Below are 16210 nucleotides of genomic sequence, written 5' to 3'. Positions count from 1 at the left end.
GGTCTGCGCCGGGGTGGACGCCCGACCCTGCACGGGAAGGGTGAGGCGGCAACGGGGAACGTCGCCGAGCGGGGCTCTGGGGGTCCTGCGACGATCGTCTGCGTGATTCGTGAAGCGGAGGGTTCGCGGATCACGCAGACGCACTCCTGCGCCACCGGAGCCGGCGCATGCTCCGCAGTGGCTGTCAGCCCGCGAAACGTCCCCACGGGATGTCACGCCGCAGCGGACGGCGGAGCGGACGCTGTGTCCGCGTCCACGCCGAGACAGACGGCTCCTCGGCGACGGCGTCCGCCGCCTCCGTCGCGTAGGCCTCGCTGATCACGGCGATGAGGGCGGCGAGTTCTTCTTCCGTAGCTGTCCCACGCGTGATGTCGAGCATCGGCGTCTCCGAACCCGAAGCGCCGTGGTCCTGCGTGTCATTCCCGGTCACAGCGGGATGTTCCCGTGCTTCTTCGGGGGCAGCTCGGCACGCTTGCCACGCAGTGCGCGCAGCGCCTTCGCGATCGAGACGCGGGTGTTGGCCGGCTCGATGATCCCGTCGAGCTCGCCCCGCTCTGCCGCGAGGAACGGGGAGGCCACGTTGTACGTGTACTCGTTCGCGAGTCGGGTGCGGACGGCCGCGACGTCCTCGCCGGCCTCCTCCGCCTTCTTGATCTCGCCCCGATACAGGATGTTGACCGCGCCCTGGCCGCCCATCACCGCGATCTCGGCCGTCGGCCATGCGAGGTTCACGTCGGCACCGAGCTGCTTCGAGCCCATCACGATGTAGGCGCCGCCGTAAGCCTTGCGCAGGATGACGGTGACCAGCGGCACGGTCGCCTCGGCGTAGGCGTAGAGCAGCTTCGCGCCGCGGCGGATGACGCCGGTCCACTCCTGATCGGTGCCGGGGAGGTAGCCGGGGACATCGACGAGCGTGACGATCGGGATCGAGAAGGCGTCGCAGAAGCGTACGAAGCGGCTCGCCTTCTCGCCGGCTTCGATGTTCAGCGTGCCGGCCATCTGCGAAGGCTGGTTGGCGATGATGCCGACCGACCGGCCCTCGATGCGTCCGAAGCCGATCACGATGTTGGGCGCGAAGAGCGGCTGGACCTCGAGGAAGTCGCCTTCGTCGACCATGTGCTCGATGACGGTGTGGATGTCGTACGGCTGGTTGGTCGAGTCGGGGACGAGCGTGTTCAGCGCGCGGTCGGCGTCGGTCGTCTCGAACTCGAAGGTGCTCTCGTATGTGGGAAGCTCCGCCATGTTGTTGTCCGGCAGGAAGCTGAGGAGCGTGCGGGCGTAGTCGATCGCGTCGTCCTCGTCTTCGGCGAGGTAGTGCGCGACGCCCGATCGGGTGTTGTGCGTGTAGGCGCCGCCGAGCTCTTCCATTCCGACGTCCTCGCCGGTGACCGTCTTGATCACGTCGGGGCCGGTCACGAACATCTGGCTGGTCTTGTCGACCATGATCACGAAGTCGGTGAGGGCGGGGGAGTACACCGCGCCGCCCGCAGCCGGCCCCATGATGATGGAGATCTGCGGGATCACACCGGACGCGCGGGTGTTCAGGCGGAAGATCTCACCGTACTTGCCGAGGGCGACGACGCCCTCCTGGATGCGCGCGCCCCCCGAGTCGAGGATCCCGATGCAGGGCATCCCGCCGGCGAGGGCGAACTCCATGATCTTGATGATCTTCTCGCCGGCGACTTCGCCGAGCGAACCGCCGAAGGTGGAGAAATCCTGCGAGTACACTGCGACCGTGCGGCCGTTGATCGTGCCCACGCCGGTGACGACCGAGTCGCCGTACGGTCGCGAACGATCCATGCCGAAGGCCGTGGTGCGGTGGCGCACATACTCGTCGAACTCGACGAAGCTCCCGGGGTCGACGAGCAGTTCGATGCGCTCGCGGGCGGTCATCTTGCCCTTCGCGTGCTGCTTCTCCTTCGCCTTCGCTTCCGCGTCGACGACGGCTTCTGTATAGCGAGCGCGCAGATCCGCGATCTTGCCGGCGGTGGTAAAGAGGTCGGGCTTGTCCGTCACGGATTCCACCCTATCGTCGGCTCGCCTCCGGCTGTTGGATGCTCGCCACAACGGGGCGGCCGATCCTTTGGCGAAGTGCGCTCAGCCCTCGGGTTCACCGGACTCGAGTTCCGGGTCGGTCTTGGGGCGGCGGCCGATCGAGCGGGCCTTGCGTCCCGCCCACTCCACCCCGCGGACGGTCGTGCCGGCCGCTCCCGCGACCGCGTTGCCCGCGTAGCGGGCACCTCGCAGCATCCGCAACTCCAGCTTCTCGGCGCCGGGCACGGGTTCCAACTCGAGGGGAAGGTCCATCGGGGCGGCACCGAAGGCCTTGTGGGACGTCGTCAGCACGCGACGGCCGAGGATGTTGTTCCCCGCGCCTCCGATCGCAGCGCCGATGCCGAACGGGAGTGCCTTGCCGATGACCGAAGCGCCGCCCTTCGCCGCGAACTGCTTCACGAACATGCTCTTGAGCTGATCGACGAGGGGGCCGACCGCGGCGCGGGGGAGCGACTTCGTGACGAGCTCGCCCCAGTACGACGATCTGCTTCCTCCACGCCCGGCCACCTGACCGGCGAGCTGTCCGACGAGGTCGACGCCCTCTTTGCCGAGCATCAGCGTCATCACCAGCGCTCTGGCGCGATCCGGGTTCGCGACCGCGATCCCGTGCACCTCGGCGACCGACTGCGCGAACAGAGCGGTGGACTCCACGAAGCCGACCGTCTCCACGCCGGAGAGCGCAAGCGTGATGCCGGTGCCGATCCCGGGGACGACCGCCGTCGCGCCGACCGCCGCTCCGCCCGTCGTCACGGCTGCGAGGTAGCGACGCTCCAGGATGCGGATGATCTCCGCAGGCGATGCGTGCGGATTGCGCAGGCGGATGCTCCGGATGTGCGCCAGGACGAGCGGGCGCTGGATCGACAGCACGCGGTCGAGGCCCCGCACCATCATTGGGTGCTCCGCCGATCCGGCAGGGGGCACGCCCTTGTCCCAGGGAGCGTCGTCCGGGAGCGAATGGATCTTGTGCACCTTGGGAGCCATGGTGCGATCCTATGGAGCCAGCCCGCGAAAACGCCGAAAGCCCGGCCCCTCCGAGAGGCCGGGCTTTCGAGTCGAGCGATCAGACGAAGAGGTTCGCACGCTCCAGGTCTTCCGCGAAATCGACCTCGACCGCGTACAGGTCGGACACGTCCATCGGCTCGAGCAGCAGGCCGTCCTCGGCGATCGCGAGCTCGAGGCCGCGCTCGAAGTAATCCTGGTCCTCGACGCGCTGCAGCTGACGCATGAACGCCTTCTTGTGCGCGGAGGAGATGTAGTTGATTCCCACGGCCTCGCCGAGTCCGCCCTTGACGGTCTTGGACAGCTCGTTGATGAAGCCCTCGGCCGTGACCGTGTACTTCACCTCTTCGTCGCTGACCTTGGAGGTGTTCACCGTGACGAACGACTGGTCGCGCTCGATGTACTCGAGTGCGCGGCCGAGGATCATCGGGTCGAAGACGACATCGCCGTTCATCCAGAGAACTCCGCCGCGACCGGTCGCGCCCAGGGCGCGCAGGAGGCTCTTCGAGGTGTTGGTCTCGTCATAACGCTCGTTGTGGACGTAGTTGACCTGCGGGAACGCGTCGATGATGGTCTCGGCGCGGTAGCCGACGACGGTGGTGATGCGGGCGTCCGAACCGAATGCGGCGCGGATGTTGTCGTGCTGCTGGCCCATGATCGTGCGGCCGTCGCTCAGTTCGGTGAGCGGCTTCGGCAGCGCGCGGCCGAGGCGCGAGCCCATTCCGGCGGCGAGGATGACGGTCTGAAGAGTCACGAGTGCTCCTAAAGGAAGTTGTGTTCACGGTCGATTAACCGACCAGACACTTCGTCGTGCCGCGTTCATGGTATCGATTCCGCCTGGGAAGCTCAGGGCCGGGAGGCCCCTGTTGTCATTTCGTGACCGACTACACACCGGATGCACAGGGTTCCGTCTCCCGTGCGATCGCGGCGGAAATGCGCGATCCGAGGGCAGTTTATTGCGCGGCGGCCTTGGCGTACAGGCACCCGTTGATACCGTAGGACGGTGACTGCCTCCCCTGACGACCGCACCGCCCAGGTGGACCAAACCGAGACCGCGCAAGAGAAGACGTCGGCGAAGCGCGCGCCGGCGAAGAAGCAGAGTCCGGACGCGGCATCCGCCGCCGAGAAGTCGGCGCGACCGCCCGCGGTGAAGAAGCCCGCCGCGAAGACGCCCGCCGCGAAGAAACCCGCGGTGAAGAAGCCTGCGAGCGCGAGCACCTCCGCGGGTTCGAAGGCCGGCAGTGCCGCGGTGTCGAAGTCGTCGGCTGGGAAGTCGTCGGCTGGGAAGCCGTCGGCAGCGACGTCCGGGACGCAGGCTGCTGCCGAGAAAGCGGCTCCCAGTGCGGATGTCGTGGTCGAGCCGCTCGTCAAGGCCGTCAACGGCTCGACGGCGAACCTCTCGTCGACCGCGAGCTCCGCCCGGAGCACCGCCGCGGCGCGCAATGCCGACGCGAAGGCCACGGCTGCGAAGACCACCGCGGCCAAGACGACGGCTGCGAGGACGACGGCGGCGAAGACGACGGCGGCGAAGACGACGGCGGCGAAGACAGCGGCTGCGAAGACAGCGGCTGCGAAGACAGCGGCTGCGAAGACGACGGCTGCGAAGACGGCCGCGGCCAAGACGACGGCAGCCAAGACGACGGCAGCCAAGACGACGGCGGCGAAGGCCGCTGCATCCAAAGCGGCTGCGGCGAAGACCACGGCGCGCTCGGCTGCCGCGAAGACCACGGCCGCGAAGGCCACGGCCGCCAAGATGGCGGCCGCGAAGAAGGCGGCGGCGAAGAAGGCCGCAGAGGAGGCGAAGGCGGCCACGGAGACGGCGGTGACCGCACCCGAAGCTCCGTCCGTCGCGGCCGCTCCTCTTGCGGCCTCTCCCGTGCTCGAGACCGAACCGGTCGTCGAGACCGTTCCTCCGGCCGCCTCCGCTGCGGCGCCGACCGGGTCTGTCGCGGAGCCCGTGCCCGCCGCAGAGCCTGCGCCCGCGCCCGCCTCGGAGCCGCCTCTCGCCGCGGAGCCTGTCGAGGAATCTGTCAGTGCGGAACTTCTCGAGACGGAGACGCCCGTCGGCGATCCGTCCGAGGTGGAGTCGAGCGAGGCCATCCAGGCGGTCGGGGACTCCGACGACGCAGCTTCCGACGCCGTGAAGCCCGATGAGGTCCTCTCCGCCGGCGAGGCGATCAGCATCCGCGGGCTCGTGAAGCAGTTCGGCGACAACCGCGCAGTCGACGGCATCGACCTGACCGTGCCCGCGGGGTCGTTCTACGGAATCGTCGGGCCCAACGGTGCCGGCAAGACCACGACGCTCTCGATCGTCGCCGGGCTTCTCCGCGCCGACGCGGGCAGCGTCGTCATCTGCGGTGTCGACCAGGCCAAGAAGCCGCTCGCGGCGAAGAGGCTGATGGGTGTGCTCCCCGATCGGTTGCGCACGTTCGACCGCCTCACCGGTCGGCAACTGCTCTACTACTACGGGTTGCTGCGCGGCCTTGCCGCGGATGTGATCGAGAAGCGCGCGGCCGACCTCGCTCGTGCCTTCGATCTGGGCGATGCCCTCGGCCGCGTGGTCTCGGACTACTCCGCCGGCATGACGAAGAAGATCATGCTCGCAGGGGCCATGATCCATTCGCCGCGCGTGCTGGTCCTCGATGAGCCGTTCGAGTCGGTGGACCCCGTCTCGTCGGCGGTCATCCTGGACATCCTCCGCGCCTATGTGTCGCACGGCGGCACGGTGATCCTCTCCAGCCACGGCATGGATCTCGTAGAACGCGTGTGTTCGCGCGTCGCGATCATCGTCGGCGGAGAAGTGCTGGCCGAGGGGACGATCGACGAGGTGCGCGCGGGGCAGACGCTCGAAGCGCGCTTCGTGGAACTCGCCGGCACCAGCGGAGAGGTGGAGGGGCTCGAGTGGCTGCACACGTTCTCCGACTGAGACTCGCGCTTCTTCTCGGTTCCCTGCGCGGCGACCGTCGGGTTCGATCGATCGTCTCGTTCGTCGCGGTGGTCGCGGTCACCGCCGCGGTGTGCGTCGCCGTGTTCAGCCTTGCCGCAGCCTCTGTGCCGGTGGCCCGCGCGGTCACGGTGCTCGGTGGCGCGGCCCTTCTCATCGGATTCCTCGTCGGCCCGATCCTCGTCGGGGCCGTCGATCAGCTCGACCCGAGACGCTTCGCGGTCTTCGGCGTCGATGATCGCCAGATGCCCTGGGTGCTGGCACTGGCCGCCTTCGTCAGCGTGCCGAGCATGGCGCTTCTCGCCGTCTACATCAGTGTCTGCATCGTCGCGATCGGAGCAGGCACGCCCTGGCCTCTGGCTGTGCTGGTGACGATCGCCGGTGTCCTGACCACGATGCTGGTCTCGCGGATCGGTATGGCCCTCAACGCACTGCTCCTTCCCGAGCGCCGCTCCCGCGAGCTCACGGCGCTGTTCGCACTCGCGCTGATCGTGGTCGCCTTCCCTGTCGCGGTCTTCTTCGGATCGCTTCGTTGGGACGGTCTCGTGCCCCCGTCTCTGGCGACCCTGTCGAGCGTGTTCGGCTACAGCCCGTTCGCTGCTGCCCCCGCCTTCCTCTTCGATTCCGCGGCCGGTGCGACCGCTTCCGCGTGGATCAGCGGTGTCATCGTGGTGCTCACCGTCGCTCTCCTCTGGATGGTGTGGACGTGGCTCGTCCGGCGTCTGCTGACCACGACCGAGCGTCCGGTCGCCTTGCGCGAGCGCACCGGACTCGGGTGGTTCGGGCTGCTGCCGTCGAACGCCTTCGGTGCGATCGCGGCGCGAAGCCTCGTGTATTGGCTTCGTGACCGTCGCTACATCATGAACATCATCGTCGTCCCCGTGGCCGGCGTGCTCTCGATGCTCCCGCTCGTCGTGGCCGGAGTCCCGTTGGAGATCGCCGCGCTCGTGCCCGTGCCGGTGATGGCGCTGTTCTTCGGGTGGCTGCCGCACAACGACGTCGCCTACGACTCGACGGCATTGTGGACCCACGTCGCGAGTGGCGTCCGGGGTCTTCCTGATCGCCTCGGGCGTCTCGTTCCTGTGCTGCTCGTCGCCATCCCCGTTCTCGCCATCGCGGTTCCGCTCTCACTCGCGCTGATCGGGGACTGGAGTCTGCTGCTGCCGTTGGGCGGCTTGGCGGCCAGTCTGCTGTTCTGCGCGCTCGGCGTCTCGAGCATCGTCTCGGTCGTGGCTCCGTATGCGGTCTCGCGGCCTGGTGACAGTCCGTTCCAGCAGCCGCAGCGACCGACCTCTCGCGGGGCGTACGGTCCTGCAGCAGCGTTGCTCGGGGCCATCGTGCTGAGCGTGCCGACCATCTGGTTGTTCGCCGCGACGATTCTCGACGGTTCGGCATACGCTCCGGCGACCTTCTGGGTCGGGCTTCTCGTCGGTCTCGTGACCGCGGCGGCCGGAGCCGTCGTCGGCGGTCGCATCTTCGAGCGCAGCGGAGAGCGACTGATGGAGTTCGTCGAGACCGCGTGATGCCCGCCCGTGAGGCGTTCGACGCCGCTAGACTCACGGGATGAGTACTCCGCTGGACAGCCCCGATCAGGGCGGCGTGGCAACGCTTGATCGCGAACTGGAAGAGCTCCTCCGCGAGGAGAATCTCGAACCGGGTGACCACGAGCGCTTCTCGCATTACGTGAAGAAGGACAAGATCCTCGAGTCCGCGATCACCGGCAAGCCGGTGCGCGCGCTGTGCGGCAAGAAGTGGACCCCGGGCCGTGACCCGGAGAAGTTCCCGATCTGCCCCACATGCAAGGAGATCTACGAGTCGATGATCGGCTGACCTCAGTCGGCTTCGAGATACACGGTGGGAATCGCCGGGTCGGACTTGCTGAGCGCGAGCGCACGTACCGGGAGCTCTTCGCGCACACGCAGATGATGAGCGCGTGCCGCTGCCGTGCCGTCGACTCCCTCGTACGAGGAGTCGATCTCGCCTGCCTCGACGAACGTCACCTGCAGCGGGCGGCCCTCGGGGTGCTCGGCCGCAGTGTCGAGATCTTCGAAGCCGTCCGACACGACGACCGTCTCTGCGGTGGCGACGCCGTCGACCAGTGTGCGGAACGCTGCTTTGCGTCCGCCATGCGATGCCTTGTCGGCGGACGCCTTCGCGACGCCGATCCAGGACCCCTCGGCATCCTGGCGCGCCACCAGCTTGTAGACCATGCTGGCGGTCGGATACCCGGACCCGGTCACGACCGAGGTTCCGACCCCGTAGGCGTCGACGGGCGAGGCGGCGAGGGCGGCGATCGCGTACTCGTCGAGGTCGCTGGTCACGGTGATGCGTGTCGACGTCGCACCGAGTTCGTCGAGCTGCGCGCGGACATCGCCCGCGACGATCGGGAGGTCACCGGAATCGATCCGGACGCCGCCGAGCTCCGTGCCGGCGACGCGGATCGCCGTCTCGACACCCGTGCGGATGTCGTACGTGTCGACGAGCAGCGTCGTTCCGGTGCCCATGCTCGCGACCTGGGAGCGGAAGGCTTCCTCCTCCGTGTCGTGCAGGAGCGTCCAGGAGTGCGCGGCGGTGCCCATCGTGGGGATTCCCCAGCGTCGTCCGGCCTCGAGATTGCTCGTCGCCCCGAAACCGGCGATGTATGCGGCCCGGGCTGCGGCGACGGCCGAGCGCTCGGCGGCTCGGCGGGAGCCCATCTCGGCCAGCGGACGTTCGCCGGCGGCGATGCTCATGCGCGATGCGGCGGTGGCGACGGCGGAGTCGTGGTTGAGCACGCTCAGCGCGAGAGTCTCGAGCACCACGGCATCGGCGAACGTGCCCTCGACTGTGAGGATCGGAGAGCCCGGGAAGTACAGCTCGCCTTCGCGGTAGCCGCGGATGGATCCGGTGAACCGATAGTTCTCGAGGTGAGCGATGGACGCGGCATCCACGACGTTCTCATCTCTGAGGAACCGCAGTTCGTCGTCGCCGAAGCGGAAGTCGCGCAAGAGGCCCAAAAGGCGGCCGGTGCCCGCGACGACACCGAAACGGCGGCCGCCGGACAACCGTCGGGAGAACAACTCGAAGACGCTGGGGCGGAACGCCGTCCCATCACGCAGGGAAGCGGCGAGCATGGTCAGCTCATAGCGGTCGGTGAGCAGCGCCGTCGACGTGGTCATGCGCTCAGTTTAGTGAGAGCGCCGATGCACGCGGCGGGTTCCGCGCGGGTAGGCTGGGGAGTCATGAACGACGCGCCGATCGGGATCTTCGACTCCGGTGTCGGCGGGCTCACGGTGGCGCGAGCCATCCGCGCCCAGCTGCCCCGGGAGTCGTTCGTCTACATCGGCGACACCGCGCACTCGCCGTATGGTCCGAAGCCCATCGCGGACGTGCGCCGCTACTCCCTCGAAGTGCTCGACACCCTGGTCGAGCAGGGCGTCAAGATGCTGGTGATCGCGTGCAACACCGCTTCCGCCGCCATGCTCCGCGACGCTCGCGAGCGCTACGACGTTCCGGTGGTCGAGGTGATCGGCCCCGCGGTGCGCCGCGCGGTCTCCACCACGCGCAACGGACGAGTCGGTGTGATCGGCACTGTCGGCACCATCGGTTCGCGCGCCTACCAGGACATGCTCGAGGTCAACGAGAGGCTGCAGGTGTTCACCGCCGCCTGCCCGCGCTTCGTCGAATTCGTCGAGGCCGGGATCACGGGTACCCCGGAGGTGCTCGCGGTCGCCGAGGAGTATCTCGCGCCCCTTCGAGACGCCGAGGTCGACACACTCGTGCTCGGCTGCACGCACTATCCGTTCCTTCGGGGCGCGATCAGCTACGTCATGGGAGAGGGCGTCACCCTCGTCTCCAGCGACGATGAGACGGCAGGCGACGTCTATCGCCAGCTCGTCCGGGGTGATCTGCTCGCGTCGCCGGATGCCACCGCCAGCTACGTGTACGAGGCCACCGGCGCCTCGACCGACGACTTCACCGCGCTGGCCAACCGCCTGATGGGCCGCGAGGTCCGGGACGTGCAACTGGTCCAGACCGGCGTGATCACCCTCCCCGAGATCGCTTTCGAGTAACCCGGATCGAGTCGCTCCGATTCGTTCCGCCATCCCGACCTGAAAGAAGCACATGTCCGAAATCGTCCGCGTCGACGGCCGCTCCACCGATCAGCTTCGTGAGATCACGATCGAGCGCGGTTGGAGCGCGCACGCCGAGGGATCGGCATTGATCAGCTTCGGCGGCACCAAGGTGCTGTGCACCGCCTCCTTCACCAACGGCGTCCCGCGCTGGCTCACCGGCAAGGGCAAGGGCTGGGTCACGGCCGAGTACTCCATGCTCCCGCGCGCCACGAACAGCCGGAACGACCGAGAGAGCGTCAAGGGCCGCATCGGCGGTCGCACCCACGAGATCTCGCGACTGATCGGGCGCGCGCTGCGGGCCGTCGTCGACACGAAGGCGCTCGGCGAGAACACGATCGTCATCGACTGCGACGTGCTGCAGGCCGATGGCGGCACGCGCACGGCGGCCATCACCGGCGCGTACGTGGCGCTCGCCGACGCGATCGAATGGGGCCGGGAGAAGAAGTTCATCGGCAAGAACTCCACGCCGCTGCTCGACTCGGTCGCGGCGGTGTCGGTCGGGATCATCGACGGCGAGCCCATGCTCGACCTGGCATATGTCGAGGACGTGCGCGCCGAGACCGACATGAACGTCGTGGTCACCGGCCGTGGGCTCTTCGTCGAGGTGCAGGGAACAGCCGAGGGCGCACCGTTCGACAAGCGGGAGCTGGATGCGCTGCTCGAGCTCGGTCTGGCTGGATGCGCCGATCTGAAGGGCACGCAGATCGCCGCGTTGAAGGGGGAATGACGATGCGAGTCGTTCTCGCGACGCACAATCCGCACAAGGTCGCGGAGTTCCAACAGATCGTGGAGCAGACACGCCCCGACCTCGAGATCGTCGGCTACGACGGTCCGGAGCCGGTGGAAGACGGCGTGACGTTCGCCGAGAATGCGCTCATCAAGGCGCGAGCCGCCGCCGCTCACACGGGACTCGCTGCGCTCGCCGACGACTCCGGCATCTGCGTCGACGTGCTCGGCGGGTCACCGGGGGTGTTCTCCGCCTACTGGGCGGGGCAGAAGAAGGACGCGGCGGCGAACCTCGAGCTGCTGCTCGACCAGCTGCACGACATCGCCGATCCCCACCGCTCCGCGCACTTCACCTCGACGATCGCCCTCGTACTGCCGGACGGCCGGGAGCAGGTCGTGGAGGGACGCTGGCCGGGCCGCCTGGCGCATACGGCGTCGGGCGCCGGCGGCTTCGGGTACGACCCGATCTTCATCCCTGACGGCCAGCCGGCAGGGGAGGAGCGGTCGGTGGGTGAGTTCTCCACCGATGAGAAGCAGGCGCAGTCGCACCGAGCGCGCGCCTTCGCGGAACTGATTCCGCTGCTTGCCGCGCTCTGAGCGCGGCGGCCGCGAGAAACCGCTGCTGAAGCTGAGAATCGTTACCCTTCCCGACTAGCCGGAACCCGCCTTCCGGCCCTCGATCCCGGTCTAGCCTGGGGGCATGCACGATCACGCACCCGCCCCCGGTGGCATCCGTTCCGCGAGCAGCAGACGCCTGCTCGCGATCTCGCTGTCCCTCACTGCGACGGTGATGCTCGTGCAGGTCGTCGGCGCACTGCTCTCCGGCTCTCTGGCGCTGCTCGCCGATGCGGCGCACATGTTCACAGATGCCTCCGGTCTCGTGATCGCCCTCATCGCCGCGACCGTCGCCGCACGTCCGGCCGACGACCGGCGCACTTTCGGGTATCAGCGCGCCGAGGTGTTCGGCGCGCTGATCAACGCGGTGATCCTGATCGCCCTCGCGACCTGGGTCGCGATCGAGGGGATCGGGCGACTCATTAATCCGGGAGAGGTCGAGGTCGCCGGCGGGCTGATGCTGGTCGTCGCCGTGGTCGGGCTCCTCGCGAACGCGGTGTCGATGTGGCTGCTGAGTCGTGCGCAGCGCACCAGCATCAACGTGCGCGGTGCGTACCTCGAGGTGATGGGGGATCTGATCGGTTCGGTGGCGGTCATCGTGGCAGCCGCGGTCATCCTCATCACCGGATGGATGCCGGCCGACGCCATCGCCTCGCTGTTCATCGCGGCGATGATCATCCCCCGGGCCATCGCGCTGCTGCGGGAGGTGTTCTCGGTTCTCGCCGAGTCTGCGCCGAAGGGCACGGCGGTGAGCGAGATCCGTACCCACCTGCTCGGTTACGACGGTGTCGTCGGGGTGCACGACGTCCATGTCTGGCAGCTGACCCGCGGGGCCCCGGTGTTCACCGCCCACGTCAGCATCGAGCCGGAGCTGTTCGCCGACGGACGCTCGTCGCAGCTGTTGACCGAGATGCAGGCATGCCTCGCCGACCATTTCGACGTGGCGCACTCGACCTTCCAGATCGAGCCTGCGGAACAGGCGGACTGCGAACCGCGACACGCCTGAGCGATCCGGTCCTGACCTCAGCTTTCGACGGCGATCTCGTGCGGGCTCTTGTCCGGGCGGAGCCCGCGCCAACGAGCATGGCGGAGCACTCCGTCGGGTGTCCAGTTCGCGAACTCGACCTCGCCCACGACTTCCGGACGCACCCACAGGGCGTCGGAGGCATCGGGCGCGGGGACGCCGTCGAGCGGGGCAGCATCCACGCGCAACGGATCGAGTCGTGCAAACAGGTCGTGCAGGATGCGGTCGGTGAATCCGGTCCCCACACGTCCGACGTAGCGTAGACCGCCCGTTCCTCGGTCTGGGTCGGGGACGGCGAGCAGCAGAGATCCGAGCGTGCTCTCCCTGTCGCCCTTCCCAGGCCGGATACCGACGATGACCGCCTCCTGCATCCGCGTGTGCTTCAGCTTCAGCCACGAGGGGGAGCGCTGCCCTGGCCGGTATCGCGACTGAGGATCCTTGACGACGACCCCCTCGAGTCCGAACTCCCTGCTCGCGGCGAGTGCCGCGTCCACGTCGTCGAACACCGGAGGGATCTGCACGGGGGCGTCGAGATCGTCGATCAGCTCCTCGAGCAGGGTCCTGCGTTCGCGCAGAGTCATACCGGTGAGGTCGTGTCCGTCGAGACGCAGCAGGTCGAACAGCATGTAGACGACGGGGGTGCGGATCACTTCGCGTTCGATCTCGCGTGGCCGGGTGAGGTGCATCCGGTTCTGGAGGAGGGAGAAGCTCGGCCGGCCGTGGGAGTCGAACGCGACGATCTCGCCGTCGACGACGGCATCCGTCACGGGGAGGAAGGGGGCGCCGTCAGCGGTGAGTTCGGGATACCGGGCCGTGATGTCCGTGCCGCGGCGCGCGTGCAGCAGCATGCGCCCGTCTGCCCAGGTGCCCATCGCACGGATGCCGTCCCACTTCACCTCGACCCACGAGGGGTCGCTCAGTGCGCGTGCCACTCCGGGGGTGCCGTTCTCCGCGAGCATCGGCGCCATCGACGCCGTGGCCGGAGGGGCGACAGCGGCGCCAGGGGCGGGAGAGCTTCGGGGATATCGATGGGAGTGATGGGTCTTCGCGGGTTGCGGGAGCGGAGTCGTCGCCGGCGGGCGGAGCATCGCGAGCGGGTCGATTCCCGCGGCGGCTCGCGCGAGCACCTCGTCGAGGTCGAGCTGCGCGAGTTCCGGGGCGTCGAGTTCCTCCCACGTGCGAGGGGCCGCCACCCAGGGCTGTGCACGTCCGCGGAGGGAGTAGGGCGAGATGGTGGTCTTCTTGCCGTTGTTCTGGCTCCAGTCGAGGAACACCTTTCCCCCTCGGACCGCCTTCGCCATGACGCTGGTCGCGAGGTCCGGGTGATCGCTCTCGATCATCCGTGCGAGCTCCTTGACGACGGCGGAGACCTCGTCGCTCGTCTGCTCGCCGGGCAATGACGCGTAGAGGTGGATGCCCTTGCTTCCGCTGGTCACCGGCAGAGGGTCGAGCCCCATGCCCGACAGGATGACGCGCGCGATGCGAGCGACCTCGGCACACTGCGCCAGCCCCACGCCGGGGCCGGGATCGAGATCGAGGACGAGCCGATCGGGGGTGCCGGGAAGACCCGCGGAGGAGAAGCGCCACTGCGGCACATGCAGCTCGATGGCGGCGACCTGCGCAAGCCACACGAGAGTCGGGATGTCCTGGACGAGGGGGTATTCCTTCGGACCGTCCGAGTGCTGGATCGCCTGTCGAGGAATCCACGAGGGTGCGCCCGGTTCGAGCTGTTTCGTGAAGAAGGCGTCGGCCGGGGCATCCGCGGTCCCGACGCCCTCGACCCAGCGTTTGCGCGTGACGGGGCGCCCGGCGAGGAGGGGGAGCAGGAGTGGAGCGATGGCCGTGTAGTAGGCGATGACCTCGCCCTTGGTGGTGCCGGTGGAGGGGTAGACGACTTTGTCGAGGTTCGTCACCCGCAGACGACGACCGTCGACCTGCACGATCTGCGCGTCTGCGACCATGGGGCCAGCGTAGTCAAGGCGCAGCATCGCCAGGGGTAGCGCCGCCAGGGGTAGCGCCGTCAAGGGGCTGGCGCCGTCAAGGGGCTGGTCGTGACGGCTGTGACTGGTGTCTACTGGTGTGATGAGGACGATCTGGAAGGGCGCACTGACGTTCGGGCTCGTGAATGTGCCGGTCAAGGTGTACTCCGCGACCGAGGACCACGACGTGCCGCTGCATCAGGTGCACGAGAAGGACGGCGGGCGCATCCGCTATCAGCGCACCTGCGAAGTCTGCGGAGAGACCGTGGCGTACGCCGACATCGACCGCGCCTACGTCGACGAAGGCCAGACCGTCGTGCTGACGAAGGACGACCTCGCCGCCCTCCCCGCGGAGAAGAGCCGGGAGATCGACGTCGTCGAGTTCGTGCCCTCCGAGCAGGTCGACCTGCTCACCCTCGACAAGCCGTACTACCTCGAACCCGATTCGAAGTCGCCCAAGGCGTATGTGCTGCTGCGGAAGACGCTCGAACAGACGGACCGCACGGCGATCGTGCGCTTCACACTTCGGCAGAAGACACGGCTCGCCGCGCTCCGGGTGCGGGGGAAGGTCCTCGTGCTGCAGACCCTGCTCTGGGCCGATGAGGTGCGCGAAGCCGCGTTCCCCTCGCTGGACGAGGACGTGCGGATCTCGAAGAAGGAGCTGGAGCTCTCGGCCTCGCTCGTCGACAGCTACTCGGCGGACTTCGACCCCGAGGCATTCGTCGACGAGTACCAGAAGGAGCTCCGTACCCTCATCGACGCGAAGATCGAGGCGGGCGACACGTTCGACGTGGCCGAGACCTTCGGGGAAGCAGAGAAAGCGGCCGAGGGCGGCGAGGTCATCGACCTCATGGAGGCGCTGCGCGCGAGCGTGGCGCGCTCGAAGGAAGAGCGCGCGAAGAACGCGGGGTGATCATCGGGTGCCGAGGAACCGGCACCCGATGATCGATCAGTGCTTGCCGTCGCCGTCCAGGTCAGGGGCGCGGTCGAACACGTCGGCGTCGAGCACGAGTTCCTGCGCTTCCTCGGCATCGGTGACCACGTCTTCGCCGGCCGCCTCGGCCTTCTTCGCCTTGTGGCGCTCGGACAGGTAGTGCCACAGCGTGACGAGTGCGGTGCCGCCGACGGCCGCGAGCAGGATGAGGTCGATGTAGCTCTCCACGAACTCGGCGACCGGCGGGATGAACCCGATGAGGTAGCCGAACATCGTGAGCCCGAAGCCCCAGAGGACCGCACCGATCAGGTTGTAGAGCGTGTACTTGCGCCACGGCATGTGGCCGACGCCGGCGGCGACCGGGGCGAAGGTCCGCACGATCGGCACGAAGCGCGCGAGGATCACGGTGATGCCGCCGAAGCGCTCGAAGAACGCGTTCGTGCGTTCGACGTTCTTCTTGCTGAAGAGGCCCGATTCCTTGCGCTCGAAGACCGCCGGTCCGCCCTTGTGGCCGATGACGTATCCGACTTCACCGCCCACGAACGCCGCGAGGCCGATCAGGAGGGCGACCCACCAGACGCTGATGCCGAAGACGCCGTGCTCGGAGCCCGCGATCGGGTGCGAGAGCAGGCCGGCGATCACCAGGAGGGTGTCACCGGGAAGCAGGAATCCGACGAGCAGACCGGTCTCGGCGAAGATGATGAAGCACACCACGAGCAGTGCCCACGGCCCGGCGGTCCCGATGATCGTCGCAGGATCGAGCCAGGGGATGAGAGCGGTCGGTGCGTGCAGCATGGTTTCGAGCACTGGGGGAGTCCC

General features: G+C 68.1%; 15 protein-coding genes. 8 read left to right on the top strand and 7 right to left on the bottom strand.

What is annotated here, in order from left to right; genetic code table 11:
• Positions 1-184: 184 nt before the first annotated feature.
• From MicroSTF_RS14655 to MicroSTF_RS14640, 4 genes are all read right to left on the bottom strand, one after another.
• Complete coding sequence (locus tag MicroSTF_RS14655) at positions 185-379, bottom strand: acyl-CoA carboxylase subunit epsilon (RefSeq protein ID WP_036271958.1); 195 nt, start codon at positions 377-379, stop codon at positions 185-187.
• A 47-nt stretch (positions 380-426) separates the two neighbouring features.
• Positions 427-2016: an acyl-CoA carboxylase subunit beta gene (locus MicroSTF_RS14650; RefSeq protein WP_416338492.1), complete on the bottom strand. Its 1590-nt coding sequence runs from the start codon at positions 2014-2016 to the stop codon at positions 427-429.
• Positions 2017-2097: 81 nt separating this feature from the next.
• A complete protein-coding gene (locus tag MicroSTF_RS14645) occupies positions 2098-3036 on the bottom strand; it encodes a hypothetical protein (RefSeq protein WP_136025204.1) in 939 nt (312 codons plus the stop codon).
• A 79-nt stretch (positions 3037-3115) separates the two neighbouring features.
• Positions 3116-3808 (bottom strand): NTP transferase domain-containing protein, encoded by a 693-nt coding sequence (locus MicroSTF_RS14640; RefSeq protein ID WP_017828502.1) that lies wholly within the window; start codon positions 3806-3808, stop codon positions 3116-3118.
• 249 nt (positions 3809-4057) lie between these two features.
• On the opposite strand from MicroSTF_RS14640, the gene MicroSTF_RS14635 reads away from it, so the two are divergent.
• From MicroSTF_RS14635 to MicroSTF_RS14625, 3 genes are read left to right on the top strand one after another with little or no spacing between them, the layout of a single operon-like run.
• On the top strand, positions 4058-5980 hold the full coding sequence (locus MicroSTF_RS14635) for an ABC transporter ATP-binding protein (protein WP_322956718.1): 1923 nt from the start codon (positions 4058-4060) through the stop codon (positions 5978-5980).
• Positions 5956-7521 (top strand): hypothetical protein, encoded by a 1566-nt coding sequence (locus MicroSTF_RS14630; RefSeq protein ID WP_021199675.1) that lies wholly within the window; start codon positions 5956-5958, stop codon positions 7519-7521. Before MicroSTF_RS14635 ends, MicroSTF_RS14630 begins: the two co-directional genes overlap by 25 nt.
• A 40-nt stretch (positions 7522-7561) precedes the next feature.
• A complete protein-coding gene (locus MicroSTF_RS14625; protein WP_026049764.1) occupies positions 7562-7828 on the top strand; it encodes a DUF3039 domain-containing protein in 267 nt (88 codons plus the stop codon).
• A 2-nt stretch (positions 7829-7830) separates the two neighbouring features.
• Here MicroSTF_RS14625 and MicroSTF_RS14620 read toward each other — a convergent pair whose 3' ends face one another.
• Positions 7831-9156, bottom strand: a complete 1326-nt coding sequence (locus tag MicroSTF_RS14620; protein WP_322956713.1) for a nicotinate phosphoribosyltransferase — start codon at positions 9154-9156, stop codon at positions 7831-7833.
• Between the two features lie 63 nt (positions 9157-9219).
• Here MicroSTF_RS14620 and murI point away from each other — a divergent pair, with 63 nt between their 5' ends.
• The 4 genes from murI (at position 9220) to MicroSTF_RS14600 (ending at position 12460) form a co-directional block, all read left to right on the top strand.
• Positions 9220-10050, top strand: coding sequence for a glutamate racemase (gene murI / locus MicroSTF_RS14615; protein WP_021199673.1), 831 nt, complete (start codon positions 9220-9222; stop codon positions 10048-10050).
• A gap of 52 nt (positions 10051-10102) precedes the next feature.
• Positions 10103-10840, top strand: a complete 738-nt coding sequence (gene rph / locus MicroSTF_RS14610) for a ribonuclease PH (protein WP_167253438.1) — start codon at positions 10103-10105, stop codon at positions 10838-10840.
• Entirely contained in the window at positions 10837-11436 is a 600-nt protein-coding gene (rdgB, locus tag MicroSTF_RS14605) for an RdgB/HAM1 family non-canonical purine NTP pyrophosphatase (RefSeq protein WP_322956710.1), read from the top strand. Before rph ends, rdgB begins: the two co-directional genes overlap by 4 nt.
• 103 nt (positions 11437-11539) lie before the next feature.
• Positions 11540-12460: a cation diffusion facilitator family transporter gene (locus tag MicroSTF_RS14600; protein ID WP_029260589.1), complete on the top strand. Its 921-nt coding sequence runs from the start codon at positions 11540-11542 to the stop codon at positions 12458-12460.
• A gap of 17 nt (positions 12461-12477) precedes the next feature.
• Here the strand turns inward: MicroSTF_RS14600 and ligD are convergent, their stop codons facing one another.
• A complete protein-coding gene (ligD, locus tag MicroSTF_RS14595) occupies positions 12478-14439 on the bottom strand; it encodes a non-homologous end-joining DNA ligase (protein ID WP_322956708.1) in 1962 nt (653 codons plus the stop codon).
• 121 nt (positions 14440-14560) lie between these two features.
• Between ligD and MicroSTF_RS14590 the strand changes: the two genes are divergently transcribed.
• Positions 14561-15370 carry a Ku protein gene (locus MicroSTF_RS14590; protein ID WP_029265674.1) on the top strand — a complete coding sequence of 270 codons (810 nt, stop codon included), beginning with the start codon at positions 14561-14563 and terminating at the stop codon, positions 15368-15370.
• A gap of 36 nt (positions 15371-15406) precedes the next feature.
• On the opposite strand, the gene MicroSTF_RS14585 is transcribed toward MicroSTF_RS14590, so the two are convergent.
• Positions 15407-16186, bottom strand: coding sequence for a DedA family protein (locus tag MicroSTF_RS14585; RefSeq protein ID WP_021199667.1), 780 nt, complete (start codon positions 16184-16186; stop codon positions 15407-15409).
• Positions 16187-16210 lie beyond the last annotated feature (24 nt).

Source organism: Microbacterium sp. STF-2 (assembly GCF_034650155.1).
Classification (GTDB): Bacteria; Actinomycetota; Actinomycetes; order Actinomycetales; family Microbacteriaceae; genus Microbacterium; species Microbacterium maritypicum_A.
Note: the sequence above shows the minus strand (reverse complement) of the source record. Positions and strands in the feature narration are given on the sequence as shown.

Bases quoted from the DNA above. Each gene is read 5' to 3' on its own strand.
- MicroSTF_RS14655 (WP_036271958.1), bottom strand. From the start codon at position 379: ATGCTCGACATCACGCGTGGGACAGCTACGGAAGAAGAACTCGCCGCC.
- MicroSTF_RS14645 (WP_136025204.1), bottom strand. From the start codon at position 3,036: ATGGCTCCCAAGGTGCACAAGATCCATTCGCTCCCGGACGACGCTCCC.
- MicroSTF_RS14625 (WP_026049764.1), top strand. From the start codon at position 7,562: ATGAGTACTCCGCTGGACAGCCCCGATCAGGGCGGCGTGGCAACGCTT.
- MicroSTF_RS14620 (WP_322956713.1), bottom strand. From the start codon at position 9,156: ATGACCACGTCGACGGCGCTGCTCACCGACCGCTATGAGCTGACCATG.
- murI (WP_021199673.1), top strand. From the start codon at position 9,220: ATGAACGACGCGCCGATCGGGATCTTCGACTCCGGTGTCGGCGGGCTC.
- rph (WP_167253438.1), top strand. From the start codon at position 10,103: ATGTCCGAAATCGTCCGCGTCGACGGCCGCTCCACCGATCAGCTTCGT.
- rdgB (WP_322956710.1), top strand. From the start codon at position 10,837: ATGACGATGCGAGTCGTTCTCGCGACGCACAATCCGCACAAGGTCGCG.
- MicroSTF_RS14600 (WP_029260589.1), top strand. From the start codon at position 11,540: ATGCACGATCACGCACCCGCCCCCGGTGGCATCCGTTCCGCGAGCAGC.
- ligD (WP_322956708.1), bottom strand. From the start codon at position 14,439: ATGGTCGCAGACGCGCAGATCGTGCAGGTCGACGGTCGTCGTCTGCGG.
- MicroSTF_RS14590 (WP_029265674.1), top strand. From the start codon at position 14,561: ATGAGGACGATCTGGAAGGGCGCACTGACGTTCGGGCTCGTGAATGTG.
- MicroSTF_RS14585 (WP_021199667.1), bottom strand. From the start codon at position 16,186: ATGCTGCACGCACCGACCGCTCTCATCCCCTGGCTCGATCCTGCGACG.